A 26,210-nucleotide genomic window follows, 5' to 3' on the forward strand; every position below is an offset into this window, starting at 1 on the left:
CTGTTCGGCATGACCAAAGCTGTCGCTCAGGGCTCACGCAAGACGGCTGCCGCTAAAAACTAAAATCAGACTCATCACTGTGCTTGACCTAAACAATGGCAGGTGACCCGCAGGTCACCTGCCATTGTTGTTGGGTTATCCCCTTCAACCATATTTCAGAAATTAAAGCAATCAGCAGGCATCAAGCCAGTCGTTATCCCGGCGCATCATGCGCGAGTGGTGTAACAGATAGGCAAGATAAAGGGGGCAGGCATCGTGCTCGTCTGTCAGGCACAGGGGGCGACGTATGGCTGTTTCGGCTGAGGAACGCTGGCAGCGACAGGCCTCTTGGTCATACAGGGGGCAGGGAATATTCAATTGATGAGACGTCTCGGTGGAACTCTCAGTGATGGGCATCGACTACACTCCTTTGGGCATTTGTTGATCTGCTGTCAAGGATGCCGATGAACCATTGGAATCATGTTAGAGAGGTGTTTATATTTGACGAGAAAGGGGCAACCATCCTGGCGATGGTTGCCCCTTTTTATTACGCTGATTTACGTGTCAACAAAGCATGGCTAACGCTGTCTGACTACTGCTAATCGGCGTTGGTTTGAGCCTATTCGTGATTTTCATAAGTGCGCCGGATCAACAACGCGATACAACCGGCGAGAATCAGCAACAACACCAGGGCCCCACCGGCAAGTTTACGCTGACCCAGGGTTTCTTCCAGTTCATCAATCGTGGCTTTGGTTTCTGCCAGATCGGCATCGAAACCTGCGGTTTCAGCGCGGATTTTCTCAATATCGACACTGTGGAACAGGCGCCGGAAATTATTACGGGTCGAAAACAACTCATCCTGCAGGCGACCGGTATCAAAACCGACGCGATAAAGGGAGCCGATTGAGTTTTCCAGTTGGCTGAGCATTGCCTCGGTGTCACTGATTTCCTGTTTGATCAAGGCCGGTTTGTCGTAAGTGTGACAACGTGAACAGCTGACTTCGTTAATCAAGTCAATTGTAGCGACCTGCACAGCGTGATTTTCGTGACAGCTGACGCAGTTGGGACCACCGAACTCAACCACCTGGCCGTGCAGACTGGCACGATAATCTTCTTCCACCCCAACGTGACAGCGGCCGCAGAAAGCCGGAACTTCGGCATAGTCGGGCACGCCGATGAAGCCCCGATCAGATGACATGGCCTCGACATAATCAGTAGGATCACCACCGTGACAATCGTGGCAGGAAACCCGATGAACTGCGTGGACACTGGTATGCCACTCAGCGGTGGGAATTTCACCAAGTTGACCGGACAGCCCGCCGTGACATTCAATACAGACACTGGCACCGGCAGCAGAGGCGGTTGAGCCGACCAGCAAAAAAACCATCAGAAAAAAGAACAGATTGCTCAACAATATTTTTTTCATGAGTAATGCCCCCACAGTGACAGGCCGACAAACAGCAGAATCCCCAGCAGGTAGAGGGTGACAAAAAGCGGCCGATGCGCTGGACGGCGCTCCAAACCCCGATCCAAAAACGGCAGCACCGCCAGAAAACCCATGGCTATCCCTTGAGAGGCCAGACCTAAAAGCTCATTGGGGAATATTTTCAGCGCCTGATAAGCCCACAGGAAGTACCACTCCGGTTTGATATGAGGTGGAGTGAAAAACGGGTCGGCAGGTTCCAGTGCGGCAGGCGGGATAAAGAGCCAGGGGGCAAAAAATGTGATAGCCACCAGCAGTGCCAGAGCAAAAAAGACCATGGCTGCATCTTTAATGGTGTAGTTGGGATGAAAAGGCACACCATCCGGATGTTCTTCGTGGTGGAAGCTGAGTGGCATTTCAGTTGTCCGATAGTCGTCTCCAAATGGCGGTTTGGAAATACCAACTCGACGGACACAGAACAGATGAACACCGATCAGGGCAAAAAACACCAGGGGCAATCCCATCACATGCAATGCAAAGAATCGCCCAAGAGTCGCTTCATTGACGGTAGGCCCGCCACGCATGAAGGCGACCAGCTGATCACCAACAACCGGTATCGCACCGGCCGCGTCGGTGGCGACCGTGGTTGCCCAGAATGACAATTGGCTCCAGGGGAGCAGATATCCGGTCAGACAGAAAACCAGCGCCAGGTTAAACAGAACAAAACCCGACACCCAGGTCAACTCCCGGGGACGCTTATAACTCCCCATAAACAGCACTGAGAGCATATGGGCCAGGAGAAAGACAATGATCAGATTAGAACCGACCACATGCAGATAACGGATCAACCAACCGTAGGGAATTTCGTTCATGATCATGGTGACGCTGGCAAACGCCTTTTCCGTATCAGGCACATAAAAAACCAGCAGCAAAGTTCCCGTAAGAAACTGCAGGCCGAACATCGCCATCAGTACTGCCCCCAGAGTGTACCAGATGTTGATATTACGTGGCAGCAGATAACCGCCGAGATTCTTATGCATCAGTTCACGAACGCCCAGGCGCCGATCCAACCAGTTAATTGCTTCTTTAGCAGGATTCATTATTTTTCCTCCTTAACCGATCAGAATATCGTCGCCATCAAGGGCAACCGGGTAGGTATCAAGGGCGCTTGGTGGTGGTCCTCCGAGAACCTGGCCGGTGTTGGCAAAACGACCGGCATGGCAGGGACAAAGAAATTCCTGTGTTTCCTCAACCCATTTTATGATACATCCAAGGTGTGTGCAGACTGCGCTCAAAGCGACAAACTCACCTGCCCGTGGTTGCAGTACAACTGCCGGCCGCCCTTGAAAGGCAAAGAAATGAACACTGCCAAGCGCCACCAGTTCACGGGCAACTCGCACCTGGCTGCCCTCACCGCTGCGTTCAACGGGGGAGAGAAAACGAAATACTGACCAGCCAAAGACTCCAGCTGCAAAGGCACCGATAGCCGCCAGAAGAATGCCCAGAAATGTTCTTCTTTCATTAGGGGAGGCAGGGGCTTCACTCATACAAAAACTCCTTCGTAGTAGCTAATTTTTAGCAATACCTGGCGACAATCGTAACGGAACAATAACATCCATTGCCCGCAGAAAAAACACGAGCGGAACTATAGCACAAAGATTATTTCAAGATAATCATTAACATACTTTTTGGTAAAAATACCTTTACACCACTAGCCCGTATGTTTTTACCACTTATCACGAACTGCCCTTGCAGCGGCTGACCAATAAGACTTCAATCTCCGGATTTTCCTCTGTTTTGAGCAAAACTCCAATGAATATAGCATGTTGTAGTAGCACAAAAGAAACGCTGAACGGTGTCCTTTCAATTGACAAGGGTTATTTTTTCCTGCTATAGATTGCTCTTATTAATTTTTGATCAGGGAGCAGCAATGACAATAGCGGACAAAGAGCAAAGTATTCTGTTTCCACGAGAATTCATTGCCGCAGAGGTCGAACGTCTAGGCACAGAAATTTCCCGTGATTTTGCCGATCAGGAAGTCATGCTGATTGGTGTTTTAAAGGGCTCTTTTATTTTCATTGCCGACCTGATTCGCGCCATCAAGGTGCCGACCGTTGTTGATTTTGTGCGCCTGGCAAGCTACGGCTCGGAAACCAGTACCTCCGGTATTATCGAGTTTCGCAAAGGGCTGGAAATGCCCATTCGTGGTCGTCATGTAGTGATTGTTGAAGATATCGTCGACAGTGGCTACACCCTGGAGTGTCTATACCACAAATTACTGCTTCAGGAACCCTTATCGTTAAAAATCTGCACCTTGATTGATAAACGTGGGCGCCGCGAAGTCGAGATCGAGGCTGACTATGTTGGCATGACAATGGAGGATGGCTTCATTATCGGCTATGGCCTTGACCACGACGAACATTATCGCAACTTGCCGGACATCTACCTGGTCAATCACGTCTGACATTATCCCGCGGAACAATCGGCATGATGTCTGATTAATTTGCTGAAGTTCTCGACCCATTCACTAAGGAGGTCGCCATGGTTATTACCTGCCCAGCATGTTCCACCCGTTTTAATATTGCCGAAGAACGCATTCCCGATGCGGGAGCGAAACTGCGCTGCGCCCGCTGCCGGCACATTTTCATGATCCACAAACCGGAACCGGAAGAAGTCCTACTAGAAGAACCAGAGGTGGAACCGGAAAAAGGGACGGCAATCGACTCGGCCTCACAGCCGGACAGATCCAGCGTGGCCGAAGCGACAATCAGCGACAGAATCGACACCTTTTCTCACGGCCCGGTTGCGTCCCCGGATGATCCAGCGACCTTCAGCGACGTTGATACCAACGACAGCGACTTCGACTACGATCGCTTCCGCGAACTTGATAAAAGCGACTCATCGTCTGAAGAGTTTTCCTTTGGCAACGAAGAAGAATTGGCACCCCCTCCGGCCCAAGATGCCGGGTCTTTTGCCGAGACGGCAAATGAGCCGCTTAACGCTTCGCTGGAGCAGGAAGAAGCCAGAGAGCTGGCTCCCGAGCCGTCCCAAAAACACAAAAAAGCTGCAGCGTCAGGCAGCTCAGCCTTCTCGATTTTAATCAAAGCGATGCTGCTGATCATTCTGTTCGCCCTGATCATTGGAGGTGCCTATATCTATTTTGGCGGACCGGAAGAAATCAACGAAACACTCAAGCAATACTTTGGTCAGGCAAGCGAGGAATCAACCGGCATTGATCAGATATCTCTGGGGACTCTGGAAGGCCGGTTTTTAAGCAATGAACACGCCGGGGAAATTTTCTTGATTCGTGGTGAAGCCATCAATAATTTCAATCAACCCCGTTCAGCTATTCAGGTCAAAGGAGTGTTGTACGACCAACATGGCAAACCACTGATGCAAAAAACCGTATTCTGCGGTAACCCGATCAGCGATGAGCAACTACGCACCCTTCCCTTTGATGAGCTGGAACAGCTGATGGGGAACCAGTTTGGTAAAGACCTAAGCAACATGAAGGTTGACCCGCGAAAGAATATTTCCTTCGACATTGTCTTCAAGGATCTGCCGGCGAATATTGCCGAATTCAGCGTTAACGTCACATCCTCCCGCCCAACTGCCCGCTGATCCTCGCGTCCAGCTACCACACCAGCATATTTGACCCACGCCTTGTCACCAACTCTGTATCAATAAAAAACAAAAAAAGCGGCGACCGTCAATAACAGCCACCGCTCTCTCGTCTAATAACTGTACGGTAATGAATCAGGCTTGGCTGATTGCATCCACCGGACAGGAGTCAACGCAGGCACCACAATCGGTGCAAGTTGCTGCATCGATGGTGTAGATGTCGCCCTCGGAAATTGCGTCGACAGGACAGGTTGGTTGGCAGGCGCCACAAGCAATACATTCGTCAGAAATTACATGAGCCATGGTTTTTTCCTCCTGAAAATTAAGGTCTGGTATCACCTGATACGGTTATACCCTCGTAACAGGTGGCACTTTACCCGATCTCAACCTTCCTGTCCAGACCTGAAAAACACTTGCGAAAAATGGTGCAATCGCGCTAGCCTGTGCGCTTGGCTGTCCCGGTATCTTATCGTTAAAAATATTTTTCACCACGGCGATCAGAAGGACGTGAAGGTTTACGAACCTTTTTTATTTATCAATAAAGGAGCTGACAACATGGATATTCTGGCGTTGAACTGCGGGAGCTCATCGGTCAAGTACCAGCTATTTGACTGGAAGCGCAAGGAAGTAATCGCCAAGGGGATGGTTGAACGCGTTACCATCGGTGATTCCTACATTATTCACGAAGTACCGGGGCGTGAAACCTACCGCGAAGAATATGAGTGCCCCGACCACAAAACCGCCGTTCAACTGATTGTTAAAACCTTGAGCGGCAAAGAACATGGGGTTGTCACCGATATGAGTCAGATCGCAGCAGTCGGTCATCGGGTCGTTCATGGTGGCGAAAAATTCACCTGTTCGATCCGTATCGACGATGATGTGCTTGCCGCCATCAAGGAGGTTCAGCACCTCGCCCCACTGCACAACCCACCTAACATTTCCGGCATTGAAGCGGCGCAGGTGGTTCTCCCCAAGGTTCCTCACATTGCCATTTTCGATACCGCTTTCCATCAAACCATGCCGGAACATGCCTATACTTATCCGGTACCCCAAGAATGGTATACCCGGCACGACGTTCGACGCTACGGCTTCCATGGTACCAGCCATCTCTATGTATCCAAGCGAGCGGCGGTTCTACTCGGAAAAAAAGCGGAACAGTGCAACATGATTACCATGCACATCGGCAACGGAGTATCTCATTGTGCCATCAAAAACGGTATCTCGGTTGATACCTCCATGGGCCTGACCCCTCTTGAGGGCGCGGTCATGGGAACCCGCTGTGGGGACATTGACCCGGCGATCCCGGCCTTTATCATGGAACGCGAAGGCTTAAGTCCCAAGGAGATTGACAGCATCCTTAATAAAAAATCAGGAATTTTAGGTATTACGGGTGAATTTACTGATCGGCGCGATGTTATCGAGGCCGCCGAAGCCGGCAACACGCGCTGTCAACTCGCCCTTGACATTGAATCCTATCGTCTGAAAAAATACATCGGTTCATACTGTGCTGCACTGGGACGCCTTGATGCAGTTGTATTTACCGCCGGAGTTGGAGAGATGGCCTCGCTGATCCGCGAAAAAGCCCTGGACAATCTCGAGCACATTGGGATCAAGCTTGACCGTGAGAAAAATCGCAACACCATGACCCGCAAACGTGAAACGATGATTTCCACCCCTGACTCGCCGATCAAGGTCTTTGTTATTCCCACGGATGAAGAGCTGGTTTTTACCGAGGACGTTGTTGCTATCCTCGAGGGAACCTATACGGACCACATGAATTTCAGCTACTCTTTCGCGCATGACAGTTTTCAGCGTAGCTGATCATCACAACCGATCAACCTTTAACACCCTGGTTTTTCGTTCTCCAAGGAAAAACTAGGGTGTTTGACCACCCAATGCGACACGGTCAATTTGTAGCCGAAAATCAGACAAAGGTACCCAATGACCGACACCAGCGATGACGTCCAGCAGCTGCTAACTCAACTCCGACAGGAAAACAAAGAACTCAAACAAACCTGCGAGGACCTGATCAGTGAGCGTGAAGCCCTGGAAATGGCGATTGCTGAATTTGGCAATAAGCAGCTGCGCGCAGAAATTGAGGCGATGGAACTGGAGCAGATTTTTCTTTCCGTCAGTGATGCCATGTGGGCAGTTCGTGATGACGGCACGGTCATCAGAGCCAATGAAGCGATGGTGACGCTGCTTGGCAAACCAGCTGCTGAAATTGTCGGCAAGAAATGCCGCGAGTTGCTCAATTATGGGCTCTGCCAAAACAACTCATGCCCACTTCAAATCTGCAACAGTCGCACCAAACAGGAATATGACGTTAAGTTGGCAACCACACCTGATAGTTACGACCACTACATTATCAGCGTTGCCCCGCTGACAACCATTGTCGGCACAACGGCCATCATTAGCCAATTCAAAAATATAACGGCGCGCAAAGAAGCCGAGCAGCAACTCGAAGATCTGAACCGGGCGCTGTCAGAAATGGCCCGGATTGATGGCTTGACCGGGATAGCTAATCGGCGATTTTTCGACGAGATCTTTGATAAGGAATGGAAACGCCTGGCACGGGAACAGAACCAGACCTTCTCATTGATTCTCGCCGATATCGATTTTTTCAAAAAATACAACGACAATTACGGTCATCAGCAGGGGGATGACTGCCTGATCCTGGTCGGCAAGGCCCTTAAAGAAATTATTCTGCGCCCAAGTGACATGGCCGCCCGCTATGGTGGTGAAGAATTTGCCCTGCTGTTGCCGGGGATCGATCTTGCTGGTACCGGAACAGTTGGCGAACGTGCCCGTCAGGCAATTGTTGACCTACAGATTCCCCACGAATATTCAGACGTTGCCGGGCATATTACCATGAGCCTCGGTGGTGCGATGATGACTCCCACCCATGACAATTCACCGGCCGACCTGATCGCGTTAGCAGATCAGGCACTCTACCGGGCAAAAGCAACCGGCAGAAACAAGCTGGACCTGACAGAAACCTTGCAGGTCTCCACTCCATGATCAAATGCTTGGGATACGCCCCCCTTCAATGATGCGCAGATATCTGCGCGCCCGGCCAATCAATTCTTGATCGTTGGATAAATCGATCGCCGCCAGAAAATAATGATAGGCGCTGGTCAGGTAGCGCGGATTTTTCAGCATGGCCTGCCCCGCTCCCAGATACGCCTGGTCAAGATTACCATCGCGTGGCCGCTCAGCTATCAGACGGCGGAAAAGGCTCAAGGCTTCCTGATCCCGTCCTTGAGCCAGCAGATGTTCTCCAACCCTGAGCAAATCCTCGGTCGCGACCTGACAGCGCTGTTCACGGCTGGTCAGGTTGAAATAACACTGTGCGGCCTGATCGAGATCGTCCCGACCCACTTCCGGACAAAGATTGCGCAAAGATTCCAGTGGGGCATTGTCCTGTTGCACCTTGTGCAGGGAAAAGAGTCGACGATAGTGATCTCCTCCCCAGGCAATTCCCAACCCTGCCAGAAAACCTCCGATATGGGCGCCGTGAGCAATACCACTATCCTGGGTTCCAGCAACAATGAAGGGTAGCAGGTTATCAATAATCAGATAAAAACCGAGCAATAAACGGGCGGGCAGGTAAATTGTTGTCACCACGATGGGGAATAAAAAGATCAGGCAACGTACCCGATTTTTGGGAAACCACAGAAAGTAGCATCCCAGGACACCAAAGATTGCTCCGGAAGCACCAATTAACGGGATCTGTGAATTCAGTGAAAACAGCGTGAAAAACAACGTTGCTGAAATTCCACAACCGAGATAAGCAAGTAGATAGCGCAGATGGCCAAGGCGATATTCGACATTTTTACCGAATATATAGAGAAACATCATATTGCCCGCCAGATGCATGAAACCACCGTGGAGGAACAGGGAACTCAACAAGGTCTGCAGTGAAGCGGCAGCGGGTCTGAAACCGTACTTAAATACCAGCAGATCGTGAGCGCTCAGATGCTCAAGCACCTCGCGCGCTGAAATTCTGCCATATAAACCAAAAGACCTGAGATAGTCCAACAGCAGCGGATCGGTCAGATCAACCCTGGTACGGGTCGCCGGAAAGGTGATAAAAAGAAAAACGCCGATATTGATAGCCATCAACCCCCAGGTAACATAGGAGCGGCCTGGCGCTTTCGGAGTGTCGGCGATGGGGAAAAACATTGCAATCCTGTCGGTCGGCAGGCAATTATAATAGCACAATATTCCCCGTTGCCGGTATTGTGAGCGCAGCGAAGGTTTTTACTATGAATCTTTTGTTTATTCTGGATATGATCGGCACCGTCGCTTTTGCGGCCTCCGGAGCCTGGGTCGCTGTCCGCAAGGAAATGGATCTGTTCGGTGTCGTCTCCCTAGGGATGGTTACCGCTATCGGTGGCGGCACCCTGCGCGATCTGCTCCTTGGTGATCTGCCGCCTTTTTGTCTGCAGAACGAAATCTACTTCTGGGTGCCGGCGGTTACTGCGGTGCTGGTTTTTGCCATGCATCGCCAACTGCCCAACCTGATGCAGCCATTACTTTATCTGGATGCCATTGGCCTGGGAACCTTTGTGGTGATTGGCGTCAGCAAGGCACTGTTGTTCGACACCGGTCCCTTTGGCGCCGTATTGATGGGGATATTGACCGGCACTGCCGGCGGGGTTATCCGCGACATTCTCGCTAACGAAGTCCCTTTGATTCTGCGCCAGGAAATCTATGCCTCCGCCTGTATTCTTGGCGGTATACTGCTGATCATCCTGACGCACCTTGAATCTCCGGCGCACCTCAACCTGCCACTGGTTGCCGGCAGCGTTATTCTGGTAAGGGTACTGGCCATCCGCTACAAGTGGTCACTACCCAAAGCTCCAATACAATAGTTTTTTTCTCCAAACTTCATAAGGATCTTACCATGCATCAGATCAAATTCACTGACGGCACAACCCTGAACCCCGGCAAGATCATCGGTCTGGGACGCAACTATCTGGATCACATCCGTGAACTTGGCAACAGCGTACCGGAGCGTGCGGTCATCTTCTGCAAACCCCAGAGCAGTCTGCTCAATGATGGCGGCACGATCATTCTGCCGGAATTTTCCGAAGAATGTCACCACGAGCTGGAACTTGCCGTACTGATCGGTAAAACCGGCAAGAAGATCAGCGCAGAAAAGGCCCTTGACCATGTTGCCGGCTACGCTGTTGCCCTTGATCTGACTCTGCGTGACCTGCAAGCAGAGCTCAAGGAAAAGGGTCTCCCTTGGGATATCGCCAAAGGATTCGATACCGGCTGCCCCATTTCTGACTTTGTTCCGGCTGACCGGGTCACGACCCCCAACAACCTTGAGTTGCAATTGAAAGTGAATGGCGAGATTCGCCAGCAGGGAAACACCGCACAGATGATGCGTTCGATTGAGGAAATCATCGCTGAGATTTCCATCTATTTCACCCTCGAGCCCGGTGATATAATTCTCACCGGCACTCCGGCCGGCGTTGCCAGGCTAAACAGCGGTGACCTGCTTGAAGGAAATATTGAGCAGGTCGGCTCCTTAACGGTGTCTGTTTCGTGAATAAGCGTTTTGCCCTGATCGGCCCCGGCAGGGTCGGTTCGACCATCGCCAGAGCCCTGCTTGAGAACGGCTATCAGCCGATTGCCATCATTGGCCGCAGGCTGCAGCCAACCCGTCTAGCCTGTTCTTTTATCGGCTGCGACGCAGGTCTGGCAACGACGCAGCTGCGCGTTGCCGACGAAGCCGATCTGATTCTGCTTGCAGTACCGGATGACCAGATCGCTGCCGTCGCCTCTCAACTGCAGCAGGATTTTCTGTCTTCTCAGGATCGGGTGCTGATTCATTTCAGTGGCGTCCACCCGGCGGCAATCATGCGCCACTCCAAAGGGCATGCCTCCCTGTTTTCCCTCCACCCCCTGTTCCCCTTTGCCGACCGCCGGCAGGCCTATGAACAATTGAAGCTTGTTCCTTATTTCGGTGAAGGTGATGCCGCCGCTTATCCCGTCGCCGAGTCCCTCTGTAACGCCCTGGGGGGAAAGCTCCAGCTTATTGACGCACAGAAGAAGCATCTTTACCATGCTGGTGCCTGCCTGGTCTCAAATTATCTTGTCACCTTGATTGAACAGGCCGGTTCTATACTCGAAGAATGCGGCATTGATCCTTCCCAGAGGGAAACTTGCCTGTTCCCGCTACTTGAGGCGACCTTGCACAATGTCGCCACCAGTGGCACTAAAAAAGGACTGACCGGTCCCATAGTGCGGGGCGATATCGGCACCCTCACGGCCCATCTCCAGGCATTGGAAACCAGCCCTACCGGCCTGCTCGACCTCTATTGTCTTCTGGGCAATAAAACCGTGCTGCTCGCCGAAAGTTCGGGACGTCTTAGCACCAGCAAAGCGAAAGCACTACACAAGCTATTTTCTGAGAGAATTATAACTAAGAGCAACACATGAAATTATTAAAATCCTTGCCTTTCTCCAGTGTTTTAGTTAATTAGATAAGTCTATTGGTTGTAAACGGCCATCCAATAGTCCGTTTGCCGGGGCGGCACGAAAACTGTCAAATCTACTGAACATCTGAGAAGCGATGAACCTCACTTGCAGCAACAACAAGAGCTACAACATCTCCCACCTCCCCACTGTGCCTCATCTGTTGGTGGAACTGTTCAACCTTTGCCATCAGGATGATGCTGGTTTTGACAAGTTTGCCGAGATGATCGGCAAAGATGCCGGGATGACTTCGAGAGTGATGCACATTGCCAATACCCCGGCCTTTCGACAATGGAATGATGTAAGTGATCTGCGCCGCTTTTTGATCGTTCTGGGTATGCGCAACCTCAAGACCATTGTCACTACCTCTGCCATCGAGCAATTCTTTTATCAGTTCAGCAATACTTTTAATCATCAATTACGCCAGATCTGGGTGCGCTCCATCTGTTGTGCCAATCTGTGCGAACGCCTGGCCCGGCTGCTGGATTACCACAAACCCGGAGAAGCTTTTCTTGCCGGCCTGCTCCATCAGTCCGGCATGCTGATCCTGATGATGAACGATTGTGACAACTATCTGCAGTTGCTGGACAACTATTACGAGGCCCCGTACAGTTTCTGTGATCAGGAAAGGGCACTTCTGCAGATCGATCATTGTGAACTCGGTGCACTGCTGGCGCAGAGCTGGAAGCTCGATTCCTTTATTGCCGATGCCATCCAGTTCCATCGCGCTCCCGCTGATGAATTACGCAGCACTCCGACCCTGATAAAAATTCTCGCGGTTGCTTCTCGCTTCACCGGAAGCCGCAAACCTGATGACAATCCCAGTGCTCTGGCTAGAGCTACGGAGCTTCTCGGACTTACCTCAGAGACAACCCTGACCTGCCTTCAGGAGGCACTGGACAAAAGCATCACCATGCTGACCGCACTGAGGATTCCGAATGCGGCTTCACTTATCAACCAGCATCAGGAGTCAGGACAACTGCCCGAAGACGAAAATTCCGCACCACAGTTGCGCGAGTCGGTTCGCAGGTTCACTCTCAGCAGGGCTGCTGCGCCTGATGTAAATCATGATATGATCGCTTTTGCCAAACAGGTTAGAATCGGCTTCTGCTCTGTTTTTCCTTTGCAACAACTGCTGCTGCTTCGATATGACCAGAAAAATAATCGCGTAATTCCAGTCAATGACCTTGGTATTCAGCAGTTGGACGATCTGGCCTGGCAAGAATCGGATAAAAAAAGCCGGGTGATTGCAGCCCTCTACTCCGGCAAAGAAATAACCCTGACCACGGATGGGTCCACTATCGCAGATCGGCAATTACTCCGCCTTCTCGACAGTGCCAGCGCAGCTCTTATCCCCCTGACTTACCAGAATAATAAAATCGGAGTAATGGCCCTGGGGCTGGGCCGAGACAAATCCCCTCTCGCGGAAGGAAACAAATCATTGTTGTCATTGTTCTGCGACGAGATCGCCCAACGCGCTGCAACCCTAAATAAAACCCTGGACAACTCTCTTGGCATGGGTGCTAATCACTACCGGCAACTGGTACATGAAATCAGCAACCCCTTGTCAATTATCAACAATTATCTTTATGTTCTCGGGAAAAAGCTTCATCAAGAGGACGCAGCACAGGAGGAATTACGCACAATCTCCGAAGAGATTGATCGGATTGGCCGTATTCTGCTGCACGCCGGAGAACAAAAGTCCGGATCTAAAAACAGTCAAGACATTACAAACATTAATGAACTCATCTCCGAACTTGACCGCATCCTGAACAATTCACTTTACAGTTCAGGACACATCCAGTCGGTTCTGCAGCTTGACAGGCAATTGCCTCCTGTGCGCTGTTCCGCCGACAAGCTCAAACAGATCTTAATCAATCTCCTTAAAAATGCGGCTGAAGCTCTTGATACCGGTGGATCCATCCGGGTTTCCACCAGAGACAACATCTTCCAGGATCAACAGAGTTATGTTGAGATTACCGTCAAGGACAATGGTCCCGGCATTCCTCCTGCTGTTTTGCAGAGATTATTCAGTCCTGTTGACAGTACCAAGGAGGGACACTCCGGTTTGGGACTGGTCGTCGTCAATACGCTGGTCAAGGAATTGGGCGGCAGCATTTCATGTTTTTCAAGCCCGGCAGCAGGAACAGAGTTTAAAATATTACTGCCACGCAGGACCGCATGATACACTGCACCTCATTTTGAAATGAGCTCACGTAGAAAATGAGGGGAGAGAATAATGAAATATGTTCATACTGATTATTGATGACGAAATCAAGGTAGCGCAGAGCCTGCAGAGCATCCTCAATCTGGAGGGTCTCAAGTCGCAGATTGTGACCTCCGGCAACGAGGCATTTAAACGGTTGGCGCTCCAGCCTTACGACATTGTGCTGCTTGACCTGAATATGCCGCAGATCGATGGCATGACTGTTCTTGACTATATCAATCAGCACCACCCCGATACTAATGTTATTGTTGTCAGTGGCGAATCTGAAATCAAAAAAGCTATTCACGTTCTTAAGGCCGGGGCCAGGGATTTTGTTCGTAAACCTTACACCCCGGAGGAATTGATTTTTTCCATCAATAACGTGCGCGAAAAAATCCAATTGGAACGTGACAATAAAGCGATGGTCGCGACCCTCCAGGAATCGGAAGCACTGCACAAGTTTATGGTTCACCACTCCCCCGATCTCGTTTACATACTAGACCACCAGGGCAATTTTACCTTTGTCAATAAGAACACGGCAGACCGTCTCGGATTCAACAGGAAGGAACTCCTGGGCAAACATTACAGCAGCGTTGTCCACCCCGATGATCTGGACCTGGCCCAACGCTACTTTATGCCCGGATCCACGTTGGCACACCACGAAAGTATCGAGTTGCGCCTGCAGGGTAAAAGCCGGGACAACGTCATTCATGTAGAGATCCGATCGATTCACATTGAACGCAAACTTGCCGGAGGCTACCGTTTAGGTCATGCCCGGCGCCCTGCCAGCCATGCTGTTGGCACTTATGGTGTTGCCAGAGACATCAGCGAAAAAAAACGCGCAGAAGAAATTATCCGTTTTCAGAACAATCACGACCTGATGACCGGCTTACCCAATCGTAGCCTCTTCCATGAACGACTGGATCAGTTGCTCAATCGAGCGCGCAACACCTGCGAAAGTTTTGCCTTGATCCTGATTGACATTAATCGCTTCAAACTGATTAATGATACCTACAGTCAGGCGGTTGGCGACAGTATCTTGCGGCGCTTTGCTGAGCGCCTGCAGCGCTGCTGTACGGCCGTTGATACCCTGGCGCGCATCGGTGGAGATGAATTTGCCTTACTGATGCCAGCCAGTGGTCATGCCGATCAATCTGCCCGGGAAAGAGCTGAACGCATTGTAGATGAGACCCTTATGCCCTTTAAAGCTCATGGGCATGAAATCCATCTGAGCGTCAGCATCGGTATTACAACCTATCCTGAACACGGCAACAGTTGCCAGGACCTGATGAAAAATGTAGACACGGCACTTTGCAACCTGAAAAACCGCTCCATCAACTCTTTCGGCTTCTACAATACAACGCTGGAAAACAAGAACAGCCAGAAGGTTTTTACCGAAAACCTGATCAGACAGGCGCTGAAAAACGACCAGCTGATCGTTCACTATCAACCCCTGGTCGATGTCAACACCCTGAGGGTAAGCAGTATAGAAGCCCTGGCCAGAATCCAGTTATCTTCAAGCAAAATCGTCTTACCGGGACATTTTATCGAGACCGCTGAAGAGACCTCGCTGATTCATGATATCGGTGAGCGCGTTATTGATATCGCCTGCCGTGACATCAAAGACTTAAACCGTCGGGGGATCTATATCCAGGTGTCGATCAATGTTTCTGCCGTACAGTTACAGATGGACAATTTTGCTGCAAAAGTGCTGGAACGGATTCATTTCCATCGCCTCAGACCACAAGATATCGAACTCGAACTGACGGAAAATGTTCTGATACAGGATCTTAAGACAACCGTTGCCAACATTGTTGAACTTGCCGGTGCCGGAATCAACATTGCCGTTGATGACTTTGGTACAGGATATTCTTCCCTCTGCTATCTCGATCGTCTCCCCCTGAACACCCTTAAACTGGATAAGTCATTCGCTCAGAGGATTACACCGCAGAATCCTGCCGATCCGATTATTCCGGCCATGATCAGAGTGGCCGAGGGACTACAGCTACGTTTTGTTGCCGAAGGGATAGAAACCCGCCAGCAGCACGAATACTTGTTAAAATATGGGGGAGTGATAGGACAAGGCTACTATTACAGTCGACCGGTGGCAAAGGATCAGATAACCAGCTATATCCAGACGCACAACGACAAAACCCGAGGAAATCAGCAGATCAGACGACGTCAGGCGAGCCCCCTGTAACCGGAAACCCGCCTGCACTGTCCTACATCAATCAGGACAAAAAGAGAGTTTATTTGTCCAAAATAGCGGCATGGGCGGCTGCCAGGCGCGCGACCGGTACCCGGTAGGGAGAGCAGGACACATAATCAAGACCGATCTTGTGGCAGAAAATGACACTGGAGGGCTCACCACCATGCTCGCCGCAGATCCCTACCTTCAGATCAGGACGGGTTGAACGCCCTCGCTCAAATCCGATCCTGACCAACTCGCCGACCCCACGCTGATCCAGAGCAATAAACGGATCTTTCTTCAGGACGCCGCGTTCGACATAATCAGGCAGGAAGTTGCCGGCATCATCACGCGACAATCCATAAGTAGTCTGGGTCAGATCGTTGGTGCCGAAAGAGAAAAACTCAGCTTCTTCGGCAATGGCATCGGCCGTCAGGCAGGCGCGCGGTAATTCGATCATGGTACCGATCAGATACTTGACCTTGACCCCATAGCGTTCACAGACGGCATCAGCCATCTTGACCGCATTCCCACGTAATATTTTCAGTTCATTAACGTGGGCCACCAGGGGAATCATGATTTCCGGCTCGATATCAAACTGTTCATCACGCACCAGTTCGCATGCTGCTTCCATAATTGCCTGAACCTGCATGTCGTATACTTCCGGATAGGTGATCGCCAGGCGACAACCACGGTGCCCGAGCATCGGGTTAAATTCATGAAGCTTTTCCACATGCGATTTAACCTCAGAGAAGCGGATACCAACTGCCTGGGCCAATTCGGAAACGTCATCATCATTTTGCGGAAGGAACTCATGCAAAGGTGGATCGAGCAGGCGAATTGTAACCGGCAGACCTCTCATCGCCCGAAAAATCCCGAGAAAATCGCTTTTCTGCATCGGCAGGATTTTATCAAGGGCACGTTTGCGTCCGGCCAGATCATTGGCCAGAATCATCTCGCGCACGGTTTGAATGCGGTCCCCCTCAAAAAACATATGCTCCGTTCGGCACAGACCAATCCCCTCGGCCCCGAATTCGCGCGCCACCTTGGAATCGTAGGGGGTGTCGGCATTTGTTCGCACCTTCAGGCGCCGGAAACCGTCGGCCCAAGTCATCAGGGTAGCAAAGTCGCCGCAGACCTGGGGTTCGACCTTGGGAACATTGCCCAGCAGTACTTCGCCGGCGGTGCCGTCAAGGGTAATATATTCCCCACGCTTTACCACCATGCCTGATTCAGTGACAAATTGCTGCTTTTCATAATCAATATTGATGGCACCACAGCCGGAAACACAGCATTTTCCCATGCCGCGGGCAACAACTGCGGCATGGGACGTCATGCCACCACGAGCGGTCAGGATGCCGCGAGCGGCATGCATGCCGTGGATATCCTCCGGGCTGGTTTCAACCCGCACGAGAATGACATCTTTTTTAAGCCGCGCCAGTTCTTCTGCCTCATCGGCGGTGAAGATGACCTGGCCACTGGCGGCCCCGGGTGATGCCGGCAATCCTTTGGCGATAACATTCTTCTCCGCTGTCGGGTCGAGGGAGGGGTGTAGCAGTTGGTCGAGCTGATCGGGGCTGACCCGCAGCACCGCTTCCTGTTCGTTGATCAGACCCTCATTAACCATCTCCACGGCGATCCGGATGGCAGCGTGCGCCGTGCGTTTACCGGTACGGGTCTGCAGCATGTAGAGTTTCCCCTTTTCAATGGTAAACTCGATGTCCTGCATATCCTTGTAATGACGTTCAAGCAAGTCGCGAATCTTCGCCAGTTCCTGGTAGCTTGCCGGCAGCACATCTTCCATCGCCGGCAGATCACCTTCCTGATATTTGGCACGATTGATCGGCTGCGGGGTACGAATCCCGGCAACCACATCCTCACCCTGGGCGTTGACCAGGTATTCTCCGTAAAAATAATTTTCTCCCGTCGAGGGATCACGGGTAAAGGCAACACCGGTGGCACAGTCGTCGCCCATATTGCCGAAGACCATCGCCTGGACGTTAACGGCGGTGCCCCAATGGGCAGGAATACCGTTAAGTTTGCGATAGGTGACAGCACGAGGATTCATCCAGGAACCGAACACCGCACTGATCGCTCCCCACAACTGCTCCAGAGGGTCTTCGGGAAAATCCTGTTGCAGGGTTTGTTTACAGCTGGCCTTGAAATCGACAACCAGTTGTTTGAGATCATCGGCAGTCAGCTGGGTATCGAGGGCTACGCCGCGTTGTTGTTTTTTCTGGTCGAGGAGGTGTTCGAGAATTTCACCATCCATCCCCATGACAACATTGGAATACATCTGGATGAAACGCCGGTAGGAGTCATAAGCAAAACGCGGATCATTACTCTGTTTGATTACCCCTTGAACGGTCTCATCGTTGAGGCCGAGGTTGAGCACCGTGTCCATCATTCCCGGCATAGAAGCAGGAGCTCCGGAACGCACTGACACCAACAGCGGATTAGCGGGATCGCCGAAACCTTTCCCCATCCGTTTTTCCAACAGCTGCAGGGCATCAGCCACCTGCTGACCCACCTCAGCGGGATATTGCCGATCGTTGGCATAAAAAGCTTTGCATACCTCGGTAGTCATGGTGAAGCCCGGTGGCACCGGCAGGCCGATCGACGTCATATCCGCAAGATTCATCCCTTTGCCGCCCAGCAACTCACGCATCGTGCTGTCACCGTCTGCCTGCCCCTCTCCAAAAGAATATACGAATTTAGCCATCCTGATCTCTCCTTCCATGAAAAAGTACCACCAGTAAATACGGTCTCAGGACAAACGACTAAAGTCAGCAATCCCGCTGAACAGGGCGGAAATCGCCTTTAGCAACGCCAGTCGATTGTTTCTGATCGAGGCATCCTCTACCATCACCATCACATCATCAAAAAAGGCATCTACCGGTTTGCGTAACCGGGCGACGGACTCAAGAGCAGCGACGTAGTCACCCTTTTTTATGGCAACAGACACATTTTTTTCCACCAGTTGCAGCTGCTGATACAAATCCTTTTCACTGGACTCCATCAACAGCTGTTCATCAAGTTGGGCATCGGTCTGCTGCTTGACCATGTTACCAACCCGTTTAAAGGCCACGCTCAACAGATCGAAATCATCACGTTGCTTCAACGTTGTCAATGCCTTAATGCGTGCCAGGGCATCAACGGGAGCGGTAAAGGAGGCACTCAATACGGCATCAACAACTTCAGCTGGATACTGCTGCGCCAGCTGGTTGACCAGACGCAGGCGGATAAAGGCGACCACATCATCCACAACTTCCTGTGCCGGCCGCTGACGTTTATTATCCAGCAGGGCGACACTGCGGGCAACCAGTTCAGGGATTGACAACGCATAACCGCGATCAAGGATGATGCTCAAGACCCCGATAGCGTTGCGCCGCAAGGCGTAAGGATCAGCCGTTCCCGTAGGAATAAGACCGACACTGAAACAGCCGCAGATAGTGTCAATTTTGTCAGCGATGGAAACAAAAGCTCCAATATCATCGCACGGCAGAACACCGCCGGCCTGGGTTGGCAGGTAGTGTTCATAAATAGCTGTAGCTACACGGGGATTCTCGCCTTCAAGCAGGGCATATTCGCGCCCCATCACCCCCTGCAGTTCGGGAAACTCATAAACCATGCCGGTTTCCAGGTCACACTTGGCCAACAAAGCGGCCCGGCGCGTTAGTTCAAGGGTATCCGGAGCAAACTGCTCTGCCAGAGCAGCAGCAAGCGCGCCGAAACGTTCAACTTTTTCAAAGCTGGTACCGAGTTGCGCCTGGTAGACAACCTTTTTTAGCGCATCTAGACGCTTCTCGAGGGGTGCCTTTTGATCTTCACGCCAGAAGAACATGGCATCAGCCAGTCGTGCTTTAAGCACCCGCTCGTTACCGGCAATAACCACGCCGGGATCAACGGCATGGGTGTTGGCAACGGTAATAAAATGAGACAGCAGTTTTCCCTGCTGATCAACCAGAGTAAAGTAGCGCTGATGTTCGCGCATACTGGTAATCAGCAGTTCCGGCGGCAATTGCAGAAAGCCTGCTTCAATGCTGCCGGCCAGAGCCTGCGGCGACTCGACCAGGAAAGTTACCTCCTGCAACAATTCATCATCTGGATTGATGCGCCCCCCCAGCTGCACAGCCAAGGCCTGCAACTGCTCTTCGATCAGCTGCCGGCGGGCAGCAGTATCGACAATGACATGATGTTGCCGGGCTTTTTCGATATAATCCTCAACGCCGGCAACACTGAACTCAGCCGGCGCCATAAAACGGTGCCCGCGCGAAAGATTCCCGCTCTGCAGGTCACCATAGCTCACCGGAACCACGTCACCGCCATAAAGGGCCACAATCCAGTGAACCGGACGGGCAAAGCGTACATCCAGATCTTTCCAGCGCATGGATTTTTTAAAACTGATTTTATTGATGACACGGGTCAGTATCTCCGGCAGTTGATCGCTGGTGTCCCCCCCTTCAATAACCTTTGAGATACCAAGGTACTCACCTTTTTCGGTCTGAACGATTTTCAGGTCCGCCACCTCGACACCGTTGGTACGAGCAAATCCGATGGCGGCTTTGGTTGGCTGCCCCTGCTCATCATAAGCGATGCGAGCGGGCGGACCGGTCAGCTCAAGCTCCTGACGTTGCTGCACCCGTGACACATCAGCAACTGAAATGGCCAGGCGTCGCGGCGTGGCAAAAGTGCGCACCGGACCATGGCTGACGCGGGCGTTTTCAAGTTCCTGACGCAGCAGGTTTTCCATATCGGTAAGGGCACGAGGAATAAACCCGGCGGGAATTTCTTCGGTACCTAATTCGAGAAACAGTTCTGCAGACATGTATGTCTCCAATCCTTGCAGTCAGTTGGCAACCGGTAGCTGCGGCTATTTTTTCAGAAGGGGAAAACCAAGTCGTTCCCGTTGTTCAACGTAGGCGCCAGCACAGAGTTTGGACATATTACGCACCCTGCCAATATAGCCTGCACGCTCGGTCACCGAAATAGCTCCGCGGGCATCGAGCAGGTTAAATGTGTGAGAACACTTCAGGACAAAATCGTAGGCTGGAAATACCAGTTTTTTCTCGGCAAGACGCACCGACTCCTTTTCGTACATGTTAAATAGCTGGAACAGCATAGTGGTATCAGCTTCTTCAAAGTTGTAATGGGAAAATTCGACTTCGGTTTGATGATGTACATCACCATAGCGGATTCCCTTGACCCATTCCAGATCGTAAACATTATCTACCCCCTGAAGGTACATGGCGATACGCTCAATACCGTAGGTTATCTCTCCGGGAATCGGCTTTAAATCGATGCCGCCGCACTGTTGGAAATAAGTAAACTGGGTAATCTCCATACCGTCGAGCCACACCTCCCAGCCCAACCCCCAGGCGCCCAGTGTGGGAGATTCCCAATCGTCTTCAACGAAACGGATATCATGAGCTAGGGGGTCGATACCAAAACTCTTGAGCGAATCAAGGTACAGATCCTGAATATTGAGTGGCGACGGCTTGAGGATAACCTGGAATTGATAATAATGCTGAAGGCGGTTAGGGTTTTCACCGTAGCGCCCGTCAGTCGGGCGCCGTGACGGCTCGACATAAGCGACATTCCAGGGTTCCGGGCCAAGAGCGCGCAAAAACGTAGCGGGGTTAAAAGTTCCGGCGCCCTTTTCGATGTCGTAGGGCTGTTGAATAATACACCCCTGGGCGGCCCAGAAGTTCTGCAGGGAAAGAATTAGTTCCTGAAAAGTCACGGTACCTCCAAGAAACAGGCATAAGCCCGTCACAACGGATAAAAGGAAAGGTCATCTGCGTCCGGGAGTTTAGCTATCACCCCCAAGGATGTCAAGATTCACGGGCGCTTAAGCGAGTGAGAAATTTCAACGACTTCGGTTCACGTGGCAGAATCTGACGGAGCACCTGGGAGAGCATTAGATGACCATCATGAATCGTTGTAGCGCCAAGTTTAAAGCCGTCAAACTGTTGATGGGAAACACGCAGTGAGCGGGCGAGCGAGCCTATGCTGCCTAAGCTGATTTCAAGATCTTTCGTGCCGGCACAATCGCGGCAAAGACTGCCGCCACGCTGGGAATCAAAACGAACCGGCTCATTATCAAATATTTTGAGGCACTCACTGCAGTGCAACAGGTGGGGGATATAACCCAGCAGGTACACCAGCCGCAGCTCCAACAGCAGGCGCGCAACGGCATGGTCCCCACCTTTGTCAAGGTAGTCAAGATAACTGCACAGCAACTCATAAATCCGTTGATAATCCTCTGTCTCGGCCGCCAGCAGTTCGACGAGTTCTACCCCGTAGCCAGCCAGAGCCAGGCGATTCAGATCTGTACGCAAACCACTGCGGGGAGTAAGCAAATCGGCTTCCTGCAATGTCCAGAGATCCCCTCGCCCCTGACGCCAGTGGAAAACTGCCTGGGTAAAAGGTTCCAGAACCGGGCCAAAGCGCTTCCGGCTGTTACGTGCTGATCTGGCAAACCCCTTTTTAATTCCCCATGCTGCGGTTAATACGCTGACAATACGATCCGCTTCACCATAATTGACATAGCGCAAGACCACTCCTTCACAGCGTAGCAAATCACCTTTCACGGTCGCATCCTGGTCAGATCAGCAACCGCAGGAAGATTGTCGCCGTACCGAAGTAGATGAGGATTCCAGTGATATCATTGGCAGTTTGAATAAAGGGGCTCGATGCAATAGCTGGATCGATCCCCACTTTTTTGAAAAAGGACGGAACGATGACACCCATACAGGCAGCCACGGCAATAGCAGCCGCCATCGCAATACCGACAACCAGCCCGATGTAAAGATTCTGGTGCCAGGTCATCGCTACCAGGGCAATCACCACGCCACAGACTGAACCCATGATCAATCCAACCCGGAGCTCCTTGAAAAACACCTGGCGCAGACTACCAAAGTCGATGCGGCCGGTAGCAAAGCCACGAATCAGAATGGTCGAAGATTGACCGCCAACGTTACCCCCCATGCCGGTAATAACCGGCACAAAGGAAATCAGCATAATCGCCTGTTCAAGGGTCGCTTTGAACATCCACATGAGAAAGCCGGTCGTCACTCCACCAAGCAGGGTCATTAACAACCACGGCAGGCGCAAACGGGCAATACTGAACGAGCGGAATCCAAGCAGCAGTTCCTCTTCAGTTGTCCCGGCCATCCGCAGGATATCTTCGGTTGCCTCATCGCGCATAACGTCGATAACGTCATCAACAGTGATAACTCCCATGAGTTTGCCGTGCTCATCAACAACCGGTATTGCAAGAATATTGTACTTGGCGACCAGCTCAGCGACATATTCCTGGTCCATGTCAACCCGCACGCGGATGACATTGGTCGACATGATGGCCGATAGTTTAGTATGAGGTGGTACCGTAAGCAGCTGGCGAAGCGAGAGAACACCAACCAGATGGTTATGCTCATCGGTAACATAGACGTAAAAAACCATCTCGTAATCCTGAGCATCGTGCATTTTTTCAATCGCTTGTTTTACCGTGATATCCTGATTAAGAAAAAAAACATCCGTTGACATGATGCCACCGGCTGAGTCTTCGTCATAAGCAAGTAACCGCTCAACGTCCTCAGAGTGCTCATCATGCATCTCCGTGAGTAAGTCTTCAGCAAGACTATCAGGAAGACTGCGGATAAACAGAGCGCTGTCATCATCAGCCATTTGGTGAACAACGGAAACCAGATAGTCACGATCAAGAAGACCGGCTAGTTCCGGCCAGGAATCGGGATCCAGTTCAGCAAGCACATCTGCCGCGCGTTCAAGGTCCGGGATCAAAGAGAGCAGGGTTTTTTGTTCTTGGATAGTGAAATAACGAAAAATATGCGCGATATCGGCAGGGTGGATCTTTGTAAGTACTTTTTTTAAGTTTGGAGTAGCATCACGGCGGAGCAATTTGCTGATCGACTCCTGAAGCAAACGCATCTTGTTTTCATGCATAATGTCCACCAATCCAAGTTAAAAGCAGCCGGATTACCGTTTGCAGCGTATCACAATATCAGCCCTTATAAAGCAAACACAACCCGTCATATCATTACCAATAACGAAAAAAGGGCAAAGAGGATGATATCTCTTTGCCCTTAAAGATTTAGCGACTGGTTAGAATCAACTCGCGACTGCTTCCTTTTTCTTTGGCGTGACCGATTTTACGTCATTATTGTCAGTCTCATCAGTCGTCTGGGCAACATAACCCTCTTCAACCAGTTCAATAATAGCCATCGGCGCATTATCACCAAGGCGATTTTCAAGACGCAAAATGCGCGTATAACCGCCGGGACGCTCAGCATAACGCGGCGCGATCATCTCGAACAAACGAGCCACCACCTTGGGATCACGAATGACGCGCAGGGCTTGACGGCGGGAATGAAGATCTCCGCGCTTGGCAAGTGTAACCATCTTTTCTGCTAGCTTGCGCAATTCCTTGGCACGAGTAACAGTGGTTGTTATTTTTTCGTTCTCAAAAAAAGAGGTCACCATATTACGCATCATATGCTGACGATGGTCCGGTTTACGACCTAATGTTCTTCCTGATTTATTGTGACGCATCGGGATGTTCCTTTCTTAAACAATCACAGGACGATTATTCGTCATCCTGACCTTTTCGTATCAGTTTCAAGTATTCAGGATCAGGAAAAGAATCGATCTTCATCCCCAGACCTAAGCCCATGTCGGCAAGGATATCCTTGATTTCATTCAGTGATTTTCTGCCGAAATTCTGGGTCTTCAGCATTTCCGACTCGGAGCGCTGAACCAACTCACCAATCAGATTGATTTGAGCGTTTTTCAAACAATTGGCGCTGCGAACTGACAACTCCAACTCCTCGACAGAGCGATAGAGGTTTTCGTTGATCTTGTTCTTTTCGCCCTCTTCTTCCTCAACCTGCGGCTCTTGATCTTCATCAAAATTGATAAAGATCTGCAGTTGCTCCTTAAGAATCTTTGCAGCATAGGCTACTGAATCATCAGGGGTTACGCTGCCGTCGGTATAAACTTCAAGGGTCAGTTTGTCATAGTCAGTCATGTTTCCGACGCGCGCGTTGGAGACATTATAGTTGACCTTGACGATGGGTGAAAACAGCGCATCAATCGGAATTGTTCCAACCGGGGCACTATCATCGCGCCCGCGATCAGCCGACACATAGCCTTTCCCCATGGAGACATGCATATCCATCTCCAGGTCTGACTCTTCGCCACAGGTAACGATGTGATGCTCAGGGTTGAGTATTTCAACATTACTGTCGGTAATCATATCGCCGGCACGAACAACTCCCGGGCCTTTTTGAACAATCCGTATGTTACGGCTATCATGGCCATGCAGACGAACCTTAACCCCTTTGAGGTTAAGAATGATATCGGTCACATCTTCAGTAACACCGGGCACATTAGAAAACTCATGAGCAACATTCTTGATGCGCACAGATGTAATTGCTGCACCCTGAAGTGACGATAACAGGACCCGGCGCAATGAATTGCCGAGGGTTGTCCCAAACCCGCGCTCAAAAGGCTCAGCAACGAACTTACCATAGGTCGAAGTCAGTTCGGCAGCCTCAAGTCGCTTGGGGCTGATCAGATTTCTCCAGTTTTTGTACATATTTATTGAATCTCCCTCTCAAGAGTCCTTGGCGAGGTTATGATTATTTTGAGTAGAGTTCGACAATCAGTCGTTCCTGAATCTCTGGTGTTGTCAACTCCGCACGCACCGGCAGGGTCTTCATCGTTCCCTTATATGCGTCACGATCAAGCTCTATCCAGGAGGGCACACCACGCCGCATCACACTATCCAGTGATTCATTGATACAGGCAATCTGACGGCTTTTTTCAATCAGACTGATAACATCATTGGGACGAATCAGCTGTGACGGAATATTGGCTTTATGACCATTGATCTGGAAATGTCCGTGACGTACCAGGGTTCGCGCCTGAGCTCTTGAAGCAGCAAATCCCAAGCGATAGATAACGCTATCGAAACGCCTCTCCAGAAGGATCAGCAGGTTTTCACCGGTTACGCCACGCATCCGATCAGCCTTGGTAAAATACAGTCTGAACTGTTTTTCCTGCAAACCGTACGAACGCTTGACTTTTTGCTTCTCACGCAGCTGAGCACCGTAGTCGGAAAGTTTGGAACGACGCTGCCCGTGCTGTCCAGGTGCGTAATTACGGCGTTCCAGAGAACATTTATCGGTGTAGCATCTGTCCCCTTTAAGGAACAGTTTTGTGTTTTCTCTTCTGCACTGGCGGCAGACAGGACCTGAATACCTAGACAACTTCTTCCTCCT

23 protein-coding genes are annotated in these 26,210 nt (G+C 51.0%); 9 read left to right on the forward strand and 14 right to left on the reverse strand.

From position 1 onward, the window contains the following. Positions 1-171 precede the first annotated feature (171 nt). The 4 genes from AC1931_RS14675 to AC1931_RS14690 form a co-directional block, all read right to left on the reverse strand. Complete coding sequence (locus tag AC1931_RS14675) at positions 172-396, reverse strand: hypothetical protein (protein WP_483878035.1); 225 nt, start codon at positions 394-396, stop codon at positions 172-174. A 202-nt stretch (positions 397-598) separates the two neighbouring features. After that, on the reverse strand, positions 599-1,405 hold the full coding sequence (locus tag AC1931_RS14680) for a cytochrome c3 family protein (protein ID WP_483878036.1): 807 nt from the start codon (positions 1,403-1,405) through the stop codon (positions 599-601). Next, the gene (locus AC1931_RS14685; protein WP_483878037.1) at positions 1,402-2,502 is read right to left on the reverse strand and encodes a cytochrome b; all 1,101 of its coding nucleotides are present in this window, start codon (positions 2,500-2,502) and stop codon (positions 1,402-1,404) included. Before AC1931_RS14685 ends, AC1931_RS14680 begins: the two co-directional genes overlap by 4 nt. 12 nt (positions 2,503-2,514) lie before the next feature. Beyond that, positions 2,515-2,949 carry a QcrA and Rieske domain-containing protein gene (locus AC1931_RS14690; protein ID WP_483878038.1) on the reverse strand — a complete coding sequence of 145 codons (435 nt, stop codon included), beginning with the start codon at positions 2,947-2,949 and terminating at the stop codon, positions 2,515-2,517. A gap of 383 nt (positions 2,950-3,332) precedes the next feature. On the opposite strand from AC1931_RS14690, the gene hpt reads away from it, so the two are divergent. Together hpt and AC1931_RS14700 are read left to right on the forward strand one after the other, a co-directional pair. After that, positions 3,333-3,866: a hypoxanthine phosphoribosyltransferase gene (gene hpt, locus AC1931_RS14695; RefSeq protein WP_483878039.1), complete on the forward strand. Its 534-nt coding sequence runs from the start codon at positions 3,333-3,335 to the stop codon at positions 3,864-3,866. A 77-nt stretch (positions 3,867-3,943) separates the two neighbouring features. Then, positions 3,944-5,023, forward strand: a complete 1,080-nt coding sequence (locus tag AC1931_RS14700) for a DUF3426 domain-containing protein (RefSeq protein ID WP_483878040.1) — start codon at positions 3,944-3,946, stop codon at positions 5,021-5,023. 135 nt (positions 5,024-5,158) lie between these two features. Here the strand turns inward: AC1931_RS14700 and AC1931_RS14705 are convergent, their stop codons facing one another. Further along, positions 5,159-5,326, reverse strand: a complete 168-nt coding sequence (locus AC1931_RS14705) for a DUF362 domain-containing protein (protein ID WP_483878041.1) — start codon at positions 5,324-5,326, stop codon at positions 5,159-5,161. A 252-nt stretch (positions 5,327-5,578) separates the two neighbouring features. Between AC1931_RS14705 and AC1931_RS14710 the strand changes: the two genes are divergently transcribed. Together AC1931_RS14710 and AC1931_RS14715 are read left to right on the forward strand one after the other, a co-directional pair. Continuing rightward, positions 5,579-6,844 (forward strand): acetate kinase, encoded by a 1,266-nt coding sequence (locus AC1931_RS14710; RefSeq protein WP_483878042.1) that lies wholly within the window; start codon positions 5,579-5,581, stop codon positions 6,842-6,844. 120 nt (positions 6,845-6,964) lie between these two features. Beyond that, a complete protein-coding gene (locus AC1931_RS14715; protein ID WP_483878043.1) occupies positions 6,965-8,044 on the forward strand; it encodes a diguanylate cyclase domain-containing protein in 1,080 nt (359 codons plus the stop codon). On the opposite strand, the gene AC1931_RS14720 is transcribed toward AC1931_RS14715, so the two are convergent. Beyond that, positions 8,045-9,208 (reverse strand): rhomboid family intramembrane serine protease, encoded by a 1,164-nt coding sequence (locus tag AC1931_RS14720; RefSeq protein WP_483878044.1) that lies wholly within the window; start codon positions 9,206-9,208, stop codon positions 8,045-8,047. Between the two features lie 83 nt (positions 9,209-9,291). Here AC1931_RS14720 and AC1931_RS14725 point away from each other — a divergent pair, with 83 nt between their 5' ends. The 5 genes from AC1931_RS14725 (at position 9,292) to AC1931_RS14745 (ending at position 15,921) form a co-directional block, all read left to right on the forward strand. Continuing rightward, on the forward strand, positions 9,292-9,900 hold the full coding sequence (locus tag AC1931_RS14725) for a trimeric intracellular cation channel family protein (RefSeq protein WP_483878045.1): 609 nt from the start codon (positions 9,292-9,294) through the stop codon (positions 9,898-9,900). Positions 9,901-9,932: 32 nt separating this feature from the next. Beyond that, positions 9,933-10,586, forward strand: coding sequence for a fumarylacetoacetate hydrolase family protein (locus AC1931_RS14730; protein WP_483878046.1), 654 nt, complete (start codon positions 9,933-9,935; stop codon positions 10,584-10,586). Continuing rightward, a complete protein-coding gene (locus AC1931_RS14735; protein ID WP_483878047.1) occupies positions 10,583-11,479 on the forward strand; it encodes a Rossmann-like and DUF2520 domain-containing protein in 897 nt (298 codons plus the stop codon). The genes AC1931_RS14730 and AC1931_RS14735 overlap by 4 nt, the downstream gene beginning before the upstream one ends. Positions 11,480-11,612: 133 nt before the next feature. After that, a complete protein-coding gene (locus tag AC1931_RS14740) occupies positions 11,613-13,700 on the forward strand; it encodes an HDOD domain-containing protein (RefSeq protein WP_483878048.1) in 2,088 nt (695 codons plus the stop codon). Positions 13,701-13,761: 61 nt separating this feature from the next. Then, the gene (locus AC1931_RS14745) at positions 13,762-15,921 is read left to right on the forward strand and encodes an EAL domain-containing protein (protein ID WP_483878049.1); all 2,160 of its coding nucleotides are present in this window, start codon (positions 13,762-13,764) and stop codon (positions 15,919-15,921) included. Between the two features lie 49 nt (positions 15,922-15,970). On the opposite strand, the gene ppdK is transcribed toward AC1931_RS14745, so the two are convergent. From ppdK to rpsD, 8 genes are all read right to left on the reverse strand, one after another. Next, positions 15,971-18,631 carry a pyruvate, phosphate dikinase gene (gene ppdK, locus AC1931_RS14750; RefSeq protein ID WP_483878050.1) on the reverse strand — a complete coding sequence of 887 codons (2,661 nt, stop codon included), beginning with the start codon at positions 18,629-18,631 and terminating at the stop codon, positions 15,971-15,973. A gap of 45 nt (positions 18,632-18,676) precedes the next feature. Further along, positions 18,677-20,737, reverse strand: coding sequence for a glycine--tRNA ligase subunit beta (gene glyS, locus AC1931_RS14755; RefSeq protein WP_483878051.1), 2,061 nt, complete (start codon positions 20,735-20,737; stop codon positions 18,677-18,679). 45 nt (positions 20,738-20,782) lie between these two features. Beyond that, positions 20,783-21,652, reverse strand: a complete 870-nt coding sequence (gene glyQ, locus AC1931_RS14760) for a glycine--tRNA ligase subunit alpha (protein WP_483878052.1) — start codon at positions 21,650-21,652, stop codon at positions 20,783-20,785. Positions 21,653-21,743: 91 nt separating this feature from the next. After that, the gene (gene recO / locus AC1931_RS14765; RefSeq protein WP_483878053.1) at positions 21,744-22,502 is read right to left on the reverse strand and encodes a DNA repair protein RecO; all 759 of its coding nucleotides are present in this window, start codon (positions 22,500-22,502) and stop codon (positions 21,744-21,746) included. Positions 22,503-22,515: 13 nt separating this feature from the next. Continuing rightward, the gene (mgtE, locus tag AC1931_RS14770) at positions 22,516-23,874 is read right to left on the reverse strand and encodes a magnesium transporter (protein ID WP_483878054.1); all 1,359 of its coding nucleotides are present in this window, start codon (positions 23,872-23,874) and stop codon (positions 22,516-22,518) included. A gap of 165 nt (positions 23,875-24,039) precedes the next feature. Beyond that, entirely contained in the window at positions 24,040-24,480 is a 441-nt protein-coding gene (gene rplQ / locus AC1931_RS14775; protein ID WP_483878055.1) for a 50S ribosomal protein L17, read from the reverse strand. A gap of 34 nt (positions 24,481-24,514) precedes the next feature. Continuing rightward, positions 24,515-25,525: a DNA-directed RNA polymerase subunit alpha gene (locus AC1931_RS14780; RefSeq protein ID WP_483878056.1), complete on the reverse strand. Its 1,011-nt coding sequence runs from the start codon at positions 25,523-25,525 to the stop codon at positions 24,515-24,517. A 43-nt stretch (positions 25,526-25,568) separates the two neighbouring features. After that, a complete protein-coding gene (gene rpsD / locus AC1931_RS14785) occupies positions 25,569-26,198 on the reverse strand; it encodes a 30S ribosomal protein S4 (protein WP_483878057.1) in 630 nt (209 codons plus the stop codon). Between the last annotated feature and the right edge of the window lie 12 nt (positions 26,199-26,210).

The organism is Pelovirga sp. C15f (genome assembly GCF_057178085.1).

Excerpts from the sequence above, each read along its gene's own strand:
- AC1931_RS14675 (WP_483878035.1), bottom strand. The coding sequence starts at position 396 with ATGCCCATCACTGAGAGTTCCACCGAGACGTCTCATCAATTGAATATT.
- AC1931_RS14680 (WP_483878036.1), bottom strand. The coding sequence starts at position 1,405 with ATGAAAAAAATATTGTTGAGCAATCTGTTCTTTTTTCTGATGGTTTTT.
- AC1931_RS14685 (WP_483878037.1), bottom strand. The coding sequence starts at position 2,502 with ATGAATCCTGCTAAAGAAGCAATTAACTGGTTGGATCGGCGCCTGGGC.
- AC1931_RS14690 (WP_483878038.1), bottom strand. The coding sequence starts at position 2,949 with ATGAGTGAAGCCCCTGCCTCCCCTAATGAAAGAAGAACATTTCTGGGC.
- hpt (WP_483878039.1), top strand. The coding sequence starts at position 3,333 with ATGACAATAGCGGACAAAGAGCAAAGTATTCTGTTTCCACGAGAATTC.
- AC1931_RS14700 (WP_483878040.1), top strand. The coding sequence starts at position 3,944 with ATGGTTATTACCTGCCCAGCATGTTCCACCCGTTTTAATATTGCCGAA.
- AC1931_RS14705 (WP_483878041.1), bottom strand. The coding sequence starts at position 5,326 with ATGGCTCATGTAATTTCTGACGAATGTATTGCTTGTGGCGCCTGCCAA.
- AC1931_RS14710 (WP_483878042.1), top strand. The coding sequence starts at position 5,579 with ATGGATATTCTGGCGTTGAACTGCGGGAGCTCATCGGTCAAGTACCAG.
- AC1931_RS14715 (WP_483878043.1), top strand. The coding sequence starts at position 6,965 with ATGACCGACACCAGCGATGACGTCCAGCAGCTGCTAACTCAACTCCGA.
- AC1931_RS14720 (WP_483878044.1), bottom strand. The coding sequence starts at position 9,208 with ATGTTTTTCCCCATCGCCGACACTCCGAAAGCGCCAGGCCGCTCCTAT.
- AC1931_RS14725 (WP_483878045.1), top strand. The coding sequence starts at position 9,292 with ATGAATCTTTTGTTTATTCTGGATATGATCGGCACCGTCGCTTTTGCG.
- AC1931_RS14730 (WP_483878046.1), top strand. The coding sequence starts at position 9,933 with ATGCATCAGATCAAATTCACTGACGGCACAACCCTGAACCCCGGCAAG.
- AC1931_RS14740 (WP_483878048.1), top strand. The coding sequence starts at position 11,613 with ATGAACCTCACTTGCAGCAACAACAAGAGCTACAACATCTCCCACCTC.
- AC1931_RS14745 (WP_483878049.1), top strand. The coding sequence starts at position 13,762 with ATGTTCATACTGATTATTGATGACGAAATCAAGGTAGCGCAGAGCCTG.
- ppdK (WP_483878050.1), bottom strand. The coding sequence starts at position 18,631 with ATGGCTAAATTCGTATATTCTTTTGGAGAGGGGCAGGCAGACGGTGAC.
- glyS (WP_483878051.1), bottom strand. The coding sequence starts at position 20,737 with ATGTCTGCAGAACTGTTTCTCGAATTAGGTACCGAAGAAATTCCCGCC.
- mgtE (WP_483878054.1), bottom strand. The coding sequence starts at position 23,874 with ATGCATGAAAACAAGATGCGTTTGCTTCAGGAGTCGATCAGCAAATTG.
- rplQ (WP_483878055.1), bottom strand. The coding sequence starts at position 24,480 with ATGCGTCACAATAAATCAGGAAGAACATTAGGTCGTAAACCGGACCAT.
- AC1931_RS14780 (WP_483878056.1), bottom strand. The coding sequence starts at position 25,525 with ATGTACAAAAACTGGAGAAATCTGATCAGCCCCAAGCGACTTGAGGCT.